Source organism: Prochlorococcus sp. MIT 1303 (assembly GCF_001631965.1).
Classification (GTDB): domain Bacteria; phylum Cyanobacteriota; class Cyanobacteriia; order PCC-6307; family Cyanobiaceae; genus Prochlorococcus; species Prochlorococcus marinus_D.
Genome location: NZ_LVHK01000035.1, coordinates 57,121 through 71,920, shown reverse-complemented (window position 1 = coordinate 71,920; position 14,800 = coordinate 57,121). Strand labels below are relative to the sequence as shown.

Here is a 14,800-nt window from a genome sequence, read left to right as displayed (position 1 = left end):
CTGTTAAGCAGGGTGCTGTCACCAGGCTGCAAATCGCTGAATTCACTGGTCAAGACATTCTCTGTAGCCATGGTCTCGCCAGCCATGACAAAGAGAGAGCGAAGCACATCAAGATCACCCTTCTGACCGCCAATTGGTTCTGAGTCCTCTGACGCCAACTCCAACTCCTGAGAGTCAAGCTGAGCTTGATCATCCTTGCCTAAATCAGGCTCATCGACATCCTCATTAACAGCCAATCCTGCGCTCAAGCCAGCGTTTTGGGGATCATGATCAAAAGTCAACATGCTGCCGAGACGATCAGGATGCTCGAGTGGAGGATCAAGGCTTAGGTGAATGGACCCCTCAGCTTCTTGCATGGAGTCCTGTTCAGAACGAAAAGCCAACAACAGCTCACGCCTGTTTTGATCGTTCTTTCTCTGGCGTTCACGTTCCATCTGGCGAACCAGATCCATCAACTGCTCGACAGTCAATAAGGAACAGCAATGAGAGACCAATTGCTCAACCTGATCTTGAAAAGTTGTCCTTGTCTCGTCTGAAAGCCCACTCAAACGATTCTGATCCTGATCAGTTATCAACAGGAACAGGGCTTGACGGACAACATTGAGCAGTTCCCTCCGTAATAATTGCAGGTAGAGAGCTAAATCGTGGTACAGAGTCAACGACAAGCGCTGACTCTGCTTTTTTAGTGAGGCAATCTGTTGATCGGGCTCGAAGCGTTGCAATCTCTACTTCTCCGCAGCCAAAATTAAGCAGTCTTCATGGATGCTACTTCCGTAGCGAAATCAGTCTGGTCAACTTCAATCCCCTCCCCAAGGGTGTATCGGGTGAAGCGGCGAACCTGGACATTCTCTCCAATCTTGCCAGCAACTTGCTTGACGAGTTCCGCGACCGTCATGGAGCTGTCACGGATAAAGGGTTGCTCAAGCAAGACCAGTTCCTTAAGGCGCTTGCCAATTCGTCCTTCAACGATCTTTGCCTTCATCTGTTCAGGCTTGCCAGAAAGATCATCGCGACCCATCTCAATAGATCTTTCCTTTTCAACGACATCAACAGGAATCTCTTCTGCGCTCACGTATTCAACATTCGGGCAGGCCGCCACTTGCATAGCGACGTCCTTTAAAAGCCCTTGGAACAAATCACCACGAGCAACAAAATCAGTTTCGCAGTTCAACTCCAGGAGTACCCCGACCCTGGCTCCGGTGTGGATGTAAGTACCAATGGCACCTTCAGCAGCAATGCGAGAAGATTTCTTCTCTGCACTGGCAATACCCTTCTGACGCAGCCATTCGCTCGCCTTGATCATATCTCCGTCACTCTCTGCAAGGGCTTTCTTGCAGTCCATCATTCCCGCGCCGGTCTTGTCGCGCAGGTCCTTGACAAGCTTGGCTGATACGTCCGCCATGGGTAATCGGGGTGAGGAGTATTAGGGATGCAGCCGACCAGATAAGGAGGACGGCGGCGAGAACTTAGCGCTGTAAATGGACTCAATCGTCGTTGTCGTCAGCACCTCTTTGGTCATTAGTGCCATGACGGCCTTCGTTGATGGCATCAGCCAGTCGGCCCAGCACAAGCTGCACAGAGCGAACGGCATCGTCATTGCAAGGGATCGGGACCTCGCAAAGGTCAGGATCGCAATTGGTGTCAAGCATGGACACCAAGGGAATGTCCAGCTTGCGGGCTTCAAGTACAGCGTTGGTTTCACGGCGTTGATCAACTAGCACCACGACATCAGGCAACCGTCTCATCCCTTTGAGACCACCGAGGTACTTCTGCAGTCGCTCAAGCTCGCGACGCAAAACGGAAGCTTCTTTCTTGGGTCGCATGGCAATAGCACCACTGGACTCCATCCGCTCCAGATCCTTCAATCGATCAATTCGAGCCTTCATCGTGGTCCAGTTGGTGAGCATGCCACCAAGCCAACGTTGATTCACATAGGAAGCTCCGCAGCGAGTGGCTTCCAACGCCACCACCTCAGAGGCCTGCTTTTTGGTACCAACAAAAAGGAATCGCTTGCCACTTCGGGCGGAAGAACGAGTCCATTTGTAGGCATTGTTCATGCAGATCGCGGTCTGCACCAGGTCAATGATATGGACTCCATTACGCGCACAGTAGATGTAGCGCGACATCTTTGGATTCCAGCGACGGGTTTGATGCCCAAAGTGGGCGCCCGCCTCCATCATTTCTGAAAGAGTGACAACAGCCATAGTTTTTAGGTTTCGGGTTCGCCTCCACCTGCCAGGTATTCGAGACGATTCAGCCAAAAGGCATGGGTCGACTCAGTCATCACCCGAAACGGACAGGTGTGCGGAATGAAAGAACCATTGAAATTTATCAAAGCGACAGCTCAGCGCAGCCCTGTTAGTGCTGCTTCTTTGAAGAGCGCGCGTACCCCGATTCGGTTCAGGGGTAAACGCAACAGCTCCATTGCCCAACCTTGATGACCATTGCGAATCAACCAGCCAAGTAAAGGCCTGAGGCTGCGCTCATTAAGTAATCCACCGAGCGTAAGCAACTCCCATAACAACCGATGAAGCCAGGTGAATTGGATGATGAAACGCACCCGTCGCGTCGGGTGCTTGCGATAAAAGACCAGGCCCATTTTGGCCCGCTCCCGCTCAACTCTGATCAGGTCAGGAACTTGCTCAAGACGCAGGGCAGGATGCCAGTGATAACCAACTGCCTCGGGACATTTCACCAACTCAACATCCATCTGTCGAAGTCGTTCCCCCAGCTCTAGATCCTCCCAGCCATACAGACGGAAATTGGTATCGAATAATCCAGAACGTTCAAGCACCTCACGATCAATGGCCACATTGCCTGTCGCGAAGTAGGCCCATGAGTTGTCCTGGAATTTGTGAGGTTCTGTAGTGGGCTGCTCAAAATTTGCCGTGTTAATCACCGCGCCATAAGTGAAAGAAAGTCGATCACCGCGTTGCTGCCAATTTTTTCGCAAAGCTCTCGCATGACAGGCGAGAAACGATTCGGTTACAACGAGATCACTGTCGATAAAAACAATGAGATCACCTCGGGCATTGTCTACGCCGCGATTACGCCCCTCTGCCGGGCCCCCATGCTCTTGCTCCACCATGCGCACATGTGGAAAGCGAAACGCCTCATCCCTCAGCCAGCTCGGTGTGCCATCCGTGGAGCCGTCATCCACCACGACCACCTCATAACTATCTAGCTCAGAGAAAAGGACCTGTTGCTCAAGAGCCAACAGACACTTCTCAAGGATCGATCGACGGTTGTAGGTGGGTATCACGACGCTTGCGAACATTCGCAACCACATCTGCTGCTGACAAGCAACAGCCTAGAGACATGAAAAAAGGGGGCCTATCAATGCCCCCCATCTGTTGATTTAAAAAGACTGTCGCTGGGATTAGTCGGCAGCACCACCGTTGTTGGCAGTTCCGGTTACACCATTACCAGCTCCCTCACCTCGGCCGTCATTGCGTAGCTTGCGCTTCTTGAATTTGCGGGCATAGGAGCGATTCCGCTCTTGCTTTTCTTTCTTGAGGTTTCTGCGCTTGGCCATGCTGTTAAAACTTCCAAACTAGAGATCTGTAACCAACCTAACCAAGAGAGGAGATCAGGCGACCATCTTCCATCTGCACTAATCGATCCGCGACATCAACAATGCGGGGATCATGGGTCACCATTAACACCGCACAAGACTGTTCTCGGGCCAATCGTTGAAGCAGCTCTACCACTTCCCTTCCTGTGACGCTATCCAGGGCTGCTGTGGGTTCATCAGCTAGCAATAAATGAGGTCGAGCCGCCAGCGCACGTGCAATTGCGACTCGTTGTTTTTGACCGCCAGAAAGATCATGGGGCAGTTTGCTTAGGTGATCGTCTAGCCCCACAGCCCGCAACCAATAGCGAGCCTGATCACGGCGAGCCCGATAAGAGAGACCTGGCAACAAATCAGCTCCCATCTGCACGTTCTGTTCAGCTGTGAGACACCGCAAAAGATTGTGGCCCTGAATAATCATGCCGATATGACAGCGAAGCTGTTGGCGAAGGCGACGATCTGATCCACGTAACTGATGGCCGAACACGTATACATCTCCCTCTTGAACTGTGCGGAGCGCTCCGATCAAAGTGAGCAGAGTGGTTTTGCCACAGCCTGAAGGTCCGCTGAGCAACACCACCTCGCCAGGGGCTATTTGCAGAGAAATGGACTGCAACACCTGACGTCGCATTGCACCAATGCCAAAACAGTGGTTGAGACCCTGAACTTCAACCATGAGCTTTTCATTCATGGCGATGTCTTCTGACCGAATGATTGAAAGAGAACAGACCCATCAGAAAATCTCTGCAGGATCGGCATCGACCAATCGGCGCATCGCCAGCACCGCTGAACCCATGCACATTGTCAGGATCAGGCTGAAAACAAGCACGGCACGCGGAAGATCCATCGCCACAGGCAGTTTTGTCGAACTGCGTACCAAGGCGTATAGGGCCTGGCCGGCGGCATAGGCCGGCACATACCCCATCACTGCCAGGAAGATCCCTTCGCGAGCTACCACGCCTAGAAGAGTCTTCAAGCGATAACCCATCGCCATCAGAGTGGCGTACTCAGGCAGATGATCGCTGACATCGGTGTAGAGGATTTGATAGACAATCACGCACCCCACAACAAAACCCATTGCTGCACCGAGGCTGAAAATGAAGCCAATGGAAGTACTGCTTCGCCAGTAATTCTTCTCAAACTCAATGAAAGCCTGCTTGGTAAAGACCTTCACATCGTTGGGCAAACTCGCCGTGAGAGAACGAACCACAGCATCTGGATCTGCCCCTGGCCGCAGTCTTAGCAAACCGATTTCAATGCTTCCAGGCGGATTGCTGGGTAACAGCTCAAGGAATGTCTCCCTGCTGGTGAGCAGATTGCCGTCAGCTCCAAACGATGGTCCCAGGCTGACTAGCCCCGCCACTCGAACCCTTTTCCCGGCGAGCTCAGTCTCGACAATGCGGCCTTCATCAAACCACTTGGCAATAGGTCCGAATTCATTTCGAGAACGCTGATCAAACAAAACACGGCCACGACTTGTGAGCGCTTTTGCCTTGGCCGCAAGCTCAGGATCTGTGAACAGCGAATCCCCCGGTTCAAAACCTAAGGCAAGAATCTGGCGAGTCGTGAGGGTTTGCGGATTTCTCCAAAGCAAAAAATTCCAGTTCACAGGTGTGATGCCCTGGACATCTGGATGTGCCATGGACTGCACCAAACGACGCCTTGGAAATCCACTCATGCTGATCGAGCTCATCGAGCGAGGGCTCATCAACACCAGGTCAGCATCAAAGAGACGATGCACGGTGACACTGGCATCGAACAAACCATCTCGGAAACCCAATTGCATGAACATCAGGATTCCGGCGAAGCAGATTCCTGCCAGAGCAACCAAAAGCCGCAAAGGTTGACGACTCAGTAGCAACCAAGCCAGAGGGATCCTCCGCCGTTGCCAAAAGCCAGACATCACGAGGGTTGAAAGCGAGCTATCACCTTCATGCCCGCGAGACTTCTCACCCGAGCCGCTGAGTTTTGGTCAAGACTGACCCGAACTTCAACTACGCGGGCATCTGCATCACCAGTTGGATCAGTTGAGAGCACATTGCGCTGACGAACCTGGGGGCTAATGCGTTCCACACGACCCATCAAAGTCCCATCAAATCCACCGTTTTCACTGGTTAAGCGAACAACTTGTCCAACATTCACTCGATTCACATCCGACTCATAAACTTCGATCAAGGCTTCCATGGTCTGATTGGCGCCAACTTCCATCACGCCATCACTACCTGGACGCTCCCCGACGCGAGTGTGCACCCTTAACACCACACCATCGAGGGGAGACTTCAATTGACTATCAGCGAGATCAGCCTCAAGTCCGCTGATTTCAGCCAAAGCCTCCCGACGTTGGCCATCGATTTTGACGAGTTCTTCCTGTTTTTCCTCCAAATCCACCAGAGATGAAGCTCCAACCATGGCAGCTTTTTGATAACGAGTGACCTCCCGCCGCTGCATTCGCAACTGAACCTCGAGGGTCTCCAGTCGAGCTTGGACGGCTGCCAGATCAGCAAAAGTTTTAGGTCGGTTGTCGAACTCTGCTAGAACCTGACCACGCTTGACCGCATCACCTTCACGAACACTGAGCTTGGCAACCCGTGGAGTGCCACCAAACCCGCCAGCAGGGGCGGCCAAGCGACGGACATCACCAGCGGGCTCAAGTTGCCCCAAGGCCGCAACAGCTTCAACTGGTCTGGCAGCTGGAAGCAGCACAGGACTTTCTGGAGGTGTCTCAGGCCGACGCGTAAGGCTCCAGATACCAATAGCTACAACAAGGCAGATTCCTCCGGTTATCAACCATCTCCAGTTTTTGCTGCTTAAAGGGGAGGTGGATCCTCGAACAAGATCTCCTCGATGTATCGATCCGCCCATTGAGGATTGAAGGCCTTCTCCAGCACTCCGCGAGTCTTGTCGTTGCGTTTCTGTTGGATGCAATAGGAGAGTTGGCTCTTATGCCTTTGGATCGTAGATGCCGCATCAGAAGCATCGGGAGTCGCGTCAATGACGCTAGAGATAAGAGCTTTGAGATAGCCATCTGCCAAATCCACGAACCAGCTTTCCTCCTGGCTACTAGCTGGACGGATGAATTGGACAAACGGCGAGAAGATGGATCCCCATGCAGGCAATTCCCTCACCTGCTGAAACGCCGGAATGGGCAGTGATTCAAGTCCATGGAGTAGGGCCGCTGGCATTGTTAGGCCTACAGGCGAAAGATCAACGATGGCCGCCGAAATACCGGCAGGACTAGCAACAATATCGGCTCCAAAAATTGGTAGATCAAAGCGAGGATCGGGAAAGAAGACGCAATGGAGTACTTGCAGCCCCCCTCCCAGCCTTGCTATCTCCAAATGCAACTTGCGCAGCCCCCGACAACGATGCAATTCATTGCTAATCAGCAGCTCCTCTCCGTCAAGCTGGCCGCTGATTGACTCCATCACTGAATCCAGTGCAAATGGACTGAGCTCCGGCAACTGCGCCCTGCGCTGCCTGATCCGCGCTGCTAACGACTCGATTAACGGGTGAATTGCCGGGCCGCTTGTGGAGGGAAAAGGCAGCACGATGGCAAGAAGGATCAGAATGGGACTTTGACACGCACCTCTGACACGCTCCACCCCTAAACCCAATCTTCAACACTGGGCTCTAAACAACAAGACCCGCTGCGTGGTGGCATCCATGCCAGATGCACCACTGACTTGTTTAGACCTCTGGTGTAAAGCAGGTAGTTCAAGTGAACAAAAAGGAGAGGAAGGACTAGCCCACTTTCTTGAACACATGGTGTTCAAGGGAAGTTCACAGATGGAGGCTGGAGAATTCGATCGGAAAATCGAAGCGCTTGGAGGCAGCAGCAATGCCGCCACAGGTTTCGATGACGTCCACTTTCACGTTCTTGTACCACCAACGGCAGCCAGGGCAGCACTTGATCTACTGCTCAATCTCGTTCTGACTCCAGCTCTGCGTTCAGAGGCCTATGCGATGGAGCGAGATGTCGTATTGGAGGAAATTGCCCAATATCGAGATCAACCGGATGATCAAGTCCTCCAACAGCTTCTCGAAGCATGCTGCGAAGATCATCCCTACGGCCGAGCCATCCTTGGCTTTGAAGCAAGCCTAAAAACAAGTACTCCCGAGCAAATGAGGGAGTTCCACAGCCGCCGCTATCGAGGCCCGAACTGTTGCCTAGCAATTGCGGGTGCCATTCCTATAGACCTGGAAGAAATCTTGAACAACAGCCGTCTGGCTGAGTTGAATCACCAAACGATGGAGGAAATTGATCCTGCGATTTCTCCAACTCTCAGCTTCCACAAAGGGCGACGAGAGATTCAAGTCCCCAGGTTGGAATCCACCCGGCTATTGATGACCTGGCCGATGCCCCCTGCCTCAAACCAAGAAATGGTGATGGGAGCTGACCTGGCGACCACCCTGCTTGCGGAAGGACGTCGCAGTCGACTGGTGCATCACCTCAGAGAGGAATTGCAAATCGTGGAATCGATCGATATGGATGTAACCGTGTTGGAACAAGGCAGCCTTGTTTTGCTAGAAGCATGTTGCAACGAGAAGCAGCTGGACAGGGTGGAAAAGGAAATCCACCATTTACTGCAGACCAGCCTCGAATCAACACCCAAGAATCAGGAGATCGAACGAGCTAGCCAACTGGTTTCAAATGGACTCTGTTTCAGCCTTGAAGCTCCTAGTCAAGTAGCCGGCCTGGCAGGGAATCAAGCTCTTTGGAATCGTCCTCAATCCTTGTTGGCACCACTTGATCACCTGCCTGCATGGACGCCGACTCGACTTCTCGAGCAAATGCTTCCATTGCTGCAACCAGAGCGCAGCTTCACCCTTGTTGCCAGACCGATGGAAGCAGACGAATGAATCCTCTTGATGTGGTTTTAGATCCAATCGCCGCACCGGGAGTTATCGCCGCCAAGCTCTGGGTTAGAGGCGGCAGTGGTGCTGACCCAAAAGGGCAACGGGGAGTTCATCAACTGCTCGGAGCCCTCTTAACCAGGGGCTGTGGACCCTATGACCACCTTGCTCTCGCCGATCTCGTTGAAGGCTGCGGGGCAGGTTTGCGCTGCGATACCCACGAAGACGGATTGCTAATTAGCCTCAAATGTGCAGATCGTGATGCCGAACGACTCCTTGATTTACTTGGCTGGATGCTGATTGATCCGCATCTGGATTCAAGTCAAGTAACGCTGGAAAGGGATCTCAGTCTTCAGGCCTTGCAAAGACAAAGAGAAGACCCATTTCACTTGGCTTTTGACGGCTGGCGGCATATGGCTTACGGCAGTGGCCCCTACGGCCACGATCCCCTTGGCCTTAGCGAGGACCTCAACCAACTTGGTCGTCAGCAATTAATTTCGCTCATCGACGGGCTAACAGCACAATCACCTGTGCTTGCCCTTGCTGGGACCCTTCCAGAGGATCTTGAACAGCGGCTGGGGGTAATGGAATCTTTCCAGCGCTGGCCCAATCAGCCACCTCAGCAAGAGAGAAAGTCTGAATCGAGCAAGATTCCAACAGAGAACATTCAGATCGAATCCAACATTTGTCTTCAGCCTGAACCTACAAGTCAGGTGGTCATGATGCTTGGACAGCCAACCCTTGCTCATGGCCATGAAGACGATCTGGCACTGCGTCTACTGAACTGCCACCTGGGATTAGGCATGTCGAGCTTGCTGTTCAGGCGTCTACGAGAGCAACACGGGGTGGCCTACGACGTAGGCACTCATCACCCGGTACGTAAGTGTGCCGCTCCATTTGTATTACATGCCTCGACAAGCGAAGACAAGGCAAAACACACCCTTCAGTTGCTTCTAGACAGCTGGTGGGAACTCAGCCAGCAAGCGATATCAGAAGAAGACATTGAACTGGCACGCGCAAAATTCCATGGTCAACTCGCCCATGGAGCTCAAACCACTGGACAACGGGCAGAACGCCGAGCCCAGTTGCGGGGACTAGGGCTGCCAGGCAACTATGACCAGCACAGCTTGGAGACAATCAAAAATCTTGACGGAAGTGCTCTGCAAAAGGCAGCTCAACGACATCTAAGAATGCCCTTGCTAAGTCTCTGTGGCCCAGAAACCAGCCTTCAAATCCTTGCCAAGGACTGGCAGCAGCAAGTGGTTCAAAGCTCCTAATCCCCCTTTGCGCCATCAACATCTGAAAGGTCAAAGACCAGCCGATCCAGTGGGATCAGAAAGCTGCCATGACGAAATCGCACAACAGCCATGTCCTTGGCTCGCAGGCCAACGATCTCGCCAAGCTCTTCTGGGGAGACCAAATCCGGTGGCCGTAGCATTGGCATGGGATCCGCGGTCTTTAGATACGGCAAGGGCACTTTTAAACGGACCTGTTGACCAATAACCGGTTCCATGAGAAATGAGCAATGCCACTCTCCTACTGCAGGATGGAGCAAGCTGAAAACCCTTTGTGCGAGCCCTGGCTACCTGGAGCGGCGCCCTCGCCGGCCTGATGATGATCCTTGTAGGAGGGTTGATCCCTGCTGCGCTGCTCTTGCCTGGCCTTGACTTACAACCACACGTGTTAACGCTCCCAAGCACTTGGCAGGTGCCAGCTCTATTGCTGTGTGCACTCGTATGCGGTCCGCGTGCTGGAGTCATCGCTGCAGTTGCCTATCTCACCATTGGCCTCGTTGACCTACCCGTATTTCATGGTGGTGGAGGCCTCAATTATGTGCTGACACCAGGTTTTGGCTACCTGGCTGGATTCGTTCCAGCTGCCTGGCTCAGTGGGCGTCTGGCCCAGCAACCAGGCATGAATGATGTACTGAGCCTGACTATTGCAGCAATCGCGGGGCTGATCATGCTTCAACTTTGCGGCGTACTCAATCTGCTTCTCGGATCTGCCCTATACCAATGGCCTGATCGCATTCCAGAACTGCTATTTAGCTATACCTTTGGCCCCCTACCCGCTCAACTAGTCCTCTGTGCAGGCGTTGGAGTACTTGCTTTGCCATTGCGACATCTGCTGTTTGTTGAATGAATCAACCTCAAATACTGAAGCAACGTCAATTATCACGCCGGGCAATGCTGCTAATCAGCATCCTGCTGATGCTGATTGATCAGATCAGCAAAAGCTGGGCCCGTCAACAACTCAGCTCAGGCTTCGTACTCCCTTTTGTTCCTGGGCTATTGGAGTTGCGTCTGATCAGCAATACAGGCGCAGCTTTTAATCTTTTCAATGGAGCAACATTCCTCTTAGGGCTGCTCAGCCTGGCTGTGACCATTGGTTTGATGGTCTGGATATGGAGAGCAGGACAGATGCCGATATGGCAAGGCCTTGCCGTTTCCTTTCTGCTCGGCGGAACCATCGGCAATGGCTTGGACCGATGGCGTCTAGGGCACGTCACCGACTTTCTGCAACTTGTACCGGTGGACTTTCCGATTTTCAATGGAGCTGATGTGGCGATCAATTTGGCCGTGATCTGCTTCGGAATCGATGCCTTGACAAGACGCCATGGACAACAACACAAATAAGCGGTCTGCGATGACTGGAGTGATCATCGATCAGATCAGTCAACCCGATCGAAAAGTTGTTCTTTAAAGCGATAGCTGCCGCTTTAGTGGAAACGAAAAGATGGAGCTTGCCTTACTTGATCATCAAGACAAGCATTGGTCTCTAGATGATCTCAAACCCACCAATGCAGCTTGTTGGTGAGGGAGGAGGGGCTAAGAGCTGGAATGATGCGACGCCGATCAAATCAAGATTTCACGATCCTCAAAGATCGAATGACCTATCCACCTCATTCCTGCATACAGCGAGCGAAAGCATCAAAATTGCTGGTCTGGGCAGATTCAGACCACGCTTTAAATGGTGGTGATGAACTGGACCAGTGCAATAGGTGTCTTGGTGATATGGAAGATGGCAAGACCGGCACAATCATCAATGCCAGAGATCTGCTATTGATCGGCCATCAGCCTTGCGGATACAAATTCTTGCTCTCTGGCTCAGCAATGATGCCAATAGTTCCAGACCCCAGACGCTGTCTCTCTGGTCAAAGATCATTCAACCTGCAGGCCAGCGGAAGCATGACAAACAAATGATCTCCCGTCAGCGGCTGCTCCTATGGACCGCCTGCGCGCTGGTGGTCTTGCTCGTCATCGGAGCTCTAGTGCAAGTGGTGAGGAACCTGCTCTGGGATTTGAGTTACCTCCTACCTCCCTGGTTGCTAGGCCCGGTGTTGTTACTAACAGCAGGCCTCATCATCTTGATGATCTATCAAGTTGGATGGCCCTGGTGGAAGGCTTTTAAGCGTCAGAACTTAGAAACTGCTCAAAACAATCAACGGTCCCTTTCCCCTCCAAGTAGCCGTCATCAAGCAGCCAAGCAAAGTCTTGAAAGCATTGATCGCCTGCTCGAACGCCTCCAAGACGATGTCACTCGAGAAGGGCTTAAGCAAGAGAGAGAAAGGGTGGCTGATGAACTGGCCCGTGGTGATCTGATGGTGGTGGTGTTCGGTACTGGTTCCAGCGGCAAGACATCCCTGATCCGAGCACTCCTGAACGAAATGGTGGGTGAGGTTGGTGCACCCATGGGATCCACAACCAGTAGCCAGATTTATCGACTGCGTTTAAAGGGACTTGATCGAGGCCTTCAATTGGCTGACACCCCAGGAATTCTTGAAGCAGGCAGAGCCGGTTTAAGCCGAGAGAAGGAAGCAAGGCAACGAGCCAGTAGAGCTGACCTGATGGTTGTGGTTGTGGACTGTGATTTACGCGCTTCAGAGCTGGAGGTCATCAGTAGCCTCGCCAATCTGGGCAAACGATTGCTCCTGGTTCTGAATAAATGCGATCTACGCGGTGAAGAAGAGGAGCGACGGCTGTTGGCGCAGTTGCGAGGGCGATGCAAGGGCTTGCTTGAAGCTGAAGATGTGATCTCCTGTAGCGCTGCACCCCAGTCAGTGCCGCGTCCCGGCAAACGACCTTTGCAGCCTCTGGCTGAGGTCGACAACCTGCTGCGGCGCCTTGCGTCAGTGCTACACGCCGATGGTGAAGAACTACTGGCAGACAACATTCTGCTGCAATGTCGCCATCTGGGAGATGCCGGTCGCCAGCTGCTGGATCGACAACGACAACATGAAGCGCGTCAGTGTGTTGATCGTTACAGCTGGATCAGTGGTGGTGTCGTTGCTGCAACCCCCCTCCCAGGAGTGGATCTATTGGGGACGGCAGCGGTGAATGCCCAAATGGTGATGGAGGTCGCCCGGGTCTATGGAGTTCAACTCACTCGCAACCGAGCACAAGAACTGGCGGTATCAGTAGGTCGCACTTTGGCAGGACTCGGCATTGTTAAAGGTGGAGTGGCGATCATCGGCACAGCTCTCAGTGTCAACTTGCCCACCCTTTTGCTGGGCCGAGCGGTACAAGGGGTCGCTGCTGCTTGGCTCACACGCGTTGCGGGAGCGAGCTTCATGACCTACTTCCAGCAGGATCAAGACTGGGGGGATGGCGGCATGCAGGAAGTGGTTCAACGTCACTACGATCTCAACCGACGAGAATCTTCGCTGGAACGTTTTCTAACGACAGCCCTGCGGCGGGTGGTGGAGCCTCTACAGCGGGAGAAACGGCGACAGCTCCCGCCACGCCCAGGGCCTCGGGGGGTGGCGGACGCATCGGACCACGGGCATCCAGAACTGTGATCAAAGCCAGGTAGAACAATCCAATCGCTACTGATAAAACAGTCGTGATAATCGCCACCCAGCGACCTCGCGGGGGTGATGAAGCCATTAGCGCAAACCCAGCAAAGATTGATTCATCAGAGTTGCCAACCGATTGAGATGAATCGATTGCGTATGGGGGTTGCCCAAGACCACCTTGAGGAAATGACGACCATGATGCAAGGGTCTTGACACCATCAACTGCTGTTCCAGCAAGCTTTGCCGAGTTGCTAATGACCAGGCTGAGGCTTGATCTGCATCGGCGTTTTTAGGGGTACAGGCAATGAGATGCAATGGTCCGCTGAGAAGAATGAACCTGGATGCATCGAGTTGACGCGCGAGAGATTGACGACGCTGAATTGCCCCCTCCAGCAAGCTCTGAATTCCCTGCTCCCCGAGCTGACGCAGACCCAACCAAAGCTTGAGCACCTCTGCTGGCCGAGTTCCTTGAAGGCCAATTTCACTTCCATGACCGTCTCCCCAGGCTGGTTCCATATAGGGCAAGCCAGTCGAGAAGGCTGAAGCAAGATGGGATTGGTTCGCGACTAGCAATAGGGATGATGTTTTAGTGATCCCAAGCAACTTTTGAGGATTCACTGTGATCGAATCGGCTAGAGAGATTCCTTCAACCACAGAAGCAGTGGCTGCTGCTAGAGCAAAGACCCCTCCAATAGCTGCATCGATATGCAACCAGACCCGCTCGCGCCTGCATAGCTCTGCTACCGCCACCAAGGGATCTACAGCTCCCTGGACAGTCGTGCCTGCTGTCGCCACAACGGCTAAGCATGGTCTCCCTTCTGCGCGGAGAGCCTTCAGTTGATGCTCTAGGGCATCGAGATTCATGCAGCCCTCTTGATCGACAGGCACCGTCTGCAAGGCATCGCTAGCCAATCCCATGACTCGAATGGCCTTAGCGAGCGACACATGAGCGTCGACACTTGCAAGCACCACCGCCCTGGGATCATCTTGAAGATCTGCTTGTTGGCGAGCTATCACCATCGCCATAAGGTTGCTGAGGCTGCCACCACTGGCTGCTACACCACCAGCCGTCAACGGCAGTCCCAAGCGCTCAGCAAACCAGCGGCACATCTCTCGCTCTAAACGCGAAAGACTTGGTGACAACTCCTCGGCCAAAAGATTGTTGTTTAGTCCTGCGCAGATCAAATCGGCAGCGATGGATGCCGTTAGAGGAGGCGGATCGAGATGAGCCAAAGCACCTGGATGGGAAGGCTGATAAGCCCCTTCCATCACCAACTGCAAATCGTCCAGCAAGGCATCAACTGAAAGACCTTGAGGAGGCGGCGCCACATCAGGCAAAGCACTCAGCGCTGGTAAGGGGCCTCGATTGCTTGCTGTTGCGAACCACTGACAAAGTCGAGCACTGGCCTGCTCCAGAAAAGTCTGCAGTTCTGGATCGAAACGGTCAGGCTTGGCAAAGGGCGCCAAGGTCGCAGTCGGCCTTATCTGGGGAGTGCCAGCCAAAAACGCTCGTCATACAAGTTCCATTCTCCCTCCTGATGGCATTGTTTGATCAGGAGCTGCCACTTAGCGGTGCCTTT

At 53.1% G+C, this 14,800-nt stretch carries 17 protein-coding genes and 1 pseudogene; 6 read left to right on the top strand and 12 right to left on the bottom strand.

The features are described from left to right. The 10 genes and pseudogenes from PMIT1303_RS03625 to PMIT1303_RS03590 all read right to left on the bottom strand — a co-directional run. Window positions 1–722, bottom strand: a pseudogene (locus PMIT1303_RS03625) (hypothetical protein); the annotation flags it as partial. Between the two features lie 23 nt (window positions 723–745). After that, a complete protein-coding gene (gene tsf / locus PMIT1303_RS03620) occupies window positions 746–1,402 on the bottom strand; it encodes a translation elongation factor Ts (protein WP_063397555.1) in 657 nt (218 codons plus the stop codon). An 82-nt stretch (window positions 1,403–1,484) separates the two neighbouring features. Beyond that, a complete protein-coding gene (gene rpsB, locus PMIT1303_RS03615; protein ID WP_063395799.1) occupies window positions 1,485–2,204 on the bottom strand; it encodes a 30S ribosomal protein S2 in 720 nt (239 codons plus the stop codon). A 5-nt stretch (window positions 2,205–2,209) separates the two neighbouring features. Beyond that, entirely contained in the window at window positions 2,210–2,335 is a 126-nt protein-coding gene (locus tag PMIT1303_RS14205) for a hypothetical protein (RefSeq protein WP_255359753.1), read from the bottom strand. A 9-nt stretch (window positions 2,336–2,344) separates the two neighbouring features. Continuing rightward, window positions 2,345–3,277, bottom strand: coding sequence for a glycosyltransferase family 2 protein (locus PMIT1303_RS03610; protein WP_197459762.1), 933 nt, complete (start codon window positions 3,275–3,277; stop codon window positions 2,345–2,347). Between the two features lie 102 nt (window positions 3,278–3,379). Further along, the gene (locus PMIT1303_RS13260; protein ID WP_011129965.1) at window positions 3,380–3,535 is read right to left on the bottom strand and encodes a hypothetical protein; all 156 of its coding nucleotides are present in this window, start codon (window positions 3,533–3,535) and stop codon (window positions 3,380–3,382) included. Window positions 3,536–3,572: 37 nt separating this feature from the next. After that, window positions 3,573–4,262, bottom strand: a complete 690-nt coding sequence (locus PMIT1303_RS03605; RefSeq protein WP_063397553.1) for a DevA family ABC transporter ATP-binding protein — start codon at window positions 4,260–4,262, stop codon at window positions 3,573–3,575. Window positions 4,263–4,304: 42 nt separating this feature from the next. Next, on the bottom strand, window positions 4,305–5,474 hold the full coding sequence (gene devC / locus PMIT1303_RS03600; protein WP_063397552.1) for an ABC transporter permease DevC: 1,170 nt from the start codon (window positions 5,472–5,474) through the stop codon (window positions 4,305–4,307). After that, a complete protein-coding gene (locus PMIT1303_RS03595) occupies window positions 5,474–6,358 on the bottom strand; it encodes an HlyD family efflux transporter periplasmic adaptor subunit (protein ID WP_063397551.1) in 885 nt (294 codons plus the stop codon). The genes devC and PMIT1303_RS03595 overlap by 1 nt, the downstream gene beginning before the upstream one ends. A gap of 20 nt (window positions 6,359–6,378) precedes the next feature. Then, a complete protein-coding gene (locus PMIT1303_RS03590; protein ID WP_063397550.1) occupies window positions 6,379–7,173 on the bottom strand; it encodes a phycocyanobilin:ferredoxin oxidoreductase in 795 nt (264 codons plus the stop codon). 61 nt (window positions 7,174–7,234) lie between these two features. Between PMIT1303_RS03590 and PMIT1303_RS03585 the strand changes: the two genes are divergently transcribed. Beyond that, window positions 7,235–8,431 (top strand): pitrilysin family protein, encoded by a 1,197-nt coding sequence (locus tag PMIT1303_RS03585; protein ID WP_063397562.1) that lies wholly within the window; start codon window positions 7,235–7,237, stop codon window positions 8,429–8,431. Beyond that, complete coding sequence (locus PMIT1303_RS03580; RefSeq protein WP_063397549.1) at window positions 8,335–9,702, top strand: pitrilysin family protein; 1,368 nt, start codon at window positions 8,335–8,337, stop codon at window positions 9,700–9,702. The genes PMIT1303_RS03585 and PMIT1303_RS03580 overlap by 97 nt, the downstream gene beginning before the upstream one ends. Here the strand turns inward: PMIT1303_RS03580 and PMIT1303_RS03575 are convergent. Then, window positions 9,699–9,938, bottom strand: a complete 240-nt coding sequence (locus PMIT1303_RS03575) for a DUF3148 domain-containing protein (RefSeq protein WP_063397548.1) — start codon at window positions 9,936–9,938, stop codon at window positions 9,699–9,701. The two genes, PMIT1303_RS03580 and PMIT1303_RS03575, sit on opposite strands and share 4 nt — an antisense overlap. Window positions 9,939–9,994: 56 nt before the next feature. Between PMIT1303_RS03575 and PMIT1303_RS03570 the strand changes: the two genes are divergently transcribed. The 4 genes from PMIT1303_RS03570 to PMIT1303_RS03555 all read left to right on the top strand — a co-directional run bounded on the left by PMIT1303_RS03570 (window position 9,995) and on the right by PMIT1303_RS03555 (window position 13,223). Next, window positions 9,995–10,567 carry a biotin transporter BioY gene (locus PMIT1303_RS03570; protein WP_063397547.1) on the top strand — a complete coding sequence of 191 codons (573 nt, stop codon included), beginning with the start codon at window positions 9,995–9,997 and terminating at the stop codon, window positions 10,565–10,567. Next, a complete protein-coding gene (gene lspA, locus PMIT1303_RS03565) occupies window positions 10,564–11,061 on the top strand; it encodes a signal peptidase II (RefSeq protein ID WP_063397546.1) in 498 nt (165 codons plus the stop codon). The genes PMIT1303_RS03570 and lspA overlap by 4 nt, the downstream gene beginning before the upstream one ends. A 207-nt stretch (window positions 11,062–11,268) precedes the next feature. Next, a complete protein-coding gene (locus tag PMIT1303_RS03560; RefSeq protein WP_231901284.1) occupies window positions 11,269–11,628 on the top strand; it encodes a carbamoyl-phosphate synthase subunit L in 360 nt (119 codons plus the stop codon). Further along, window positions 11,625–13,223: a YcjF family protein gene (locus PMIT1303_RS03555; RefSeq protein WP_063397545.1), complete on the top strand. Its 1,599-nt coding sequence runs from the start codon at window positions 11,625–11,627 to the stop codon at window positions 13,221–13,223. The genes PMIT1303_RS03560 and PMIT1303_RS03555 overlap by 4 nt, the downstream gene beginning before the upstream one ends. An 87-nt stretch (window positions 13,224–13,310) precedes the next feature. Here PMIT1303_RS03555 and PMIT1303_RS03550 read toward each other — a convergent pair whose 3' ends face one another. Continuing rightward, the gene (locus PMIT1303_RS03550; RefSeq protein WP_063397544.1) at window positions 13,311–14,723 is read right to left on the bottom strand and encodes a pyridoxal-dependent decarboxylase; all 1,413 of its coding nucleotides are present in this window, start codon (window positions 14,721–14,723) and stop codon (window positions 13,311–13,313) included. Between the last annotated feature and the right edge of the window lie 77 nt (window positions 14,724–14,800).

Bases quoted from the DNA above. Each gene is read 5' to 3' on its own strand.
- tsf (WP_063397555.1), bottom strand. From the start codon at position 1,402: ATGGCGGACGTATCAGCCAAGCTTGTCAAGGACCTGCGCGACAAGACC.
- rpsB (WP_063395799.1), bottom strand. From the start codon at position 2,204: ATGGCTGTTGTCACTCTTTCAGAAATGATGGAGGCGGGCGCCCACTTT.
- PMIT1303_RS03610 (WP_197459762.1), bottom strand. From the start codon at position 3,277: ATGTTCGCAAGCGTCGTGATACCCACCTACAACCGTCGATCGATCCTT.
- PMIT1303_RS13260 (WP_011129965.1), bottom strand. From the start codon at position 3,535: ATGGCCAAGCGCAGAAACCTCAAGAAAGAAAAGCAAGAGCGGAATCGC.
- PMIT1303_RS03605 (WP_063397553.1), bottom strand. From the start codon at position 4,262: ATGAATGAAAAGCTCATGGTTGAAGTTCAGGGTCTCAACCACTGTTTT.
- devC (WP_063397552.1), bottom strand. From the start codon at position 5,474: ATGTCTGGCTTTTGGCAACGGCGGAGGATCCCTCTGGCTTGGTTGCTA.
- PMIT1303_RS03585 (WP_063397562.1), top strand. From the start codon at position 7,235: ATGCCAGATGCACCACTGACTTGTTTAGACCTCTGGTGTAAAGCAGGT.
- PMIT1303_RS03580 (WP_063397549.1), top strand. From the start codon at position 8,335: ATGGACGCCGACTCGACTTCTCGAGCAAATGCTTCCATTGCTGCAACC.
- PMIT1303_RS03575 (WP_063397548.1), bottom strand. From the start codon at position 9,938: ATGGAACCGGTTATTGGTCAACAGGTCCGTTTAAAAGTGCCCTTGCCG.
- lspA (WP_063397546.1), top strand. From the start codon at position 10,564: ATGAATCAACCTCAAATACTGAAGCAACGTCAATTATCACGCCGGGCA.
- PMIT1303_RS03560 (WP_231901284.1), top strand. From the start codon at position 11,269: ATGCGACGCCGATCAAATCAAGATTTCACGATCCTCAAAGATCGAATG.
- PMIT1303_RS03555 (WP_063397545.1), top strand. From the start codon at position 11,625: ATGATCTCCCGTCAGCGGCTGCTCCTATGGACCGCCTGCGCGCTGGTG.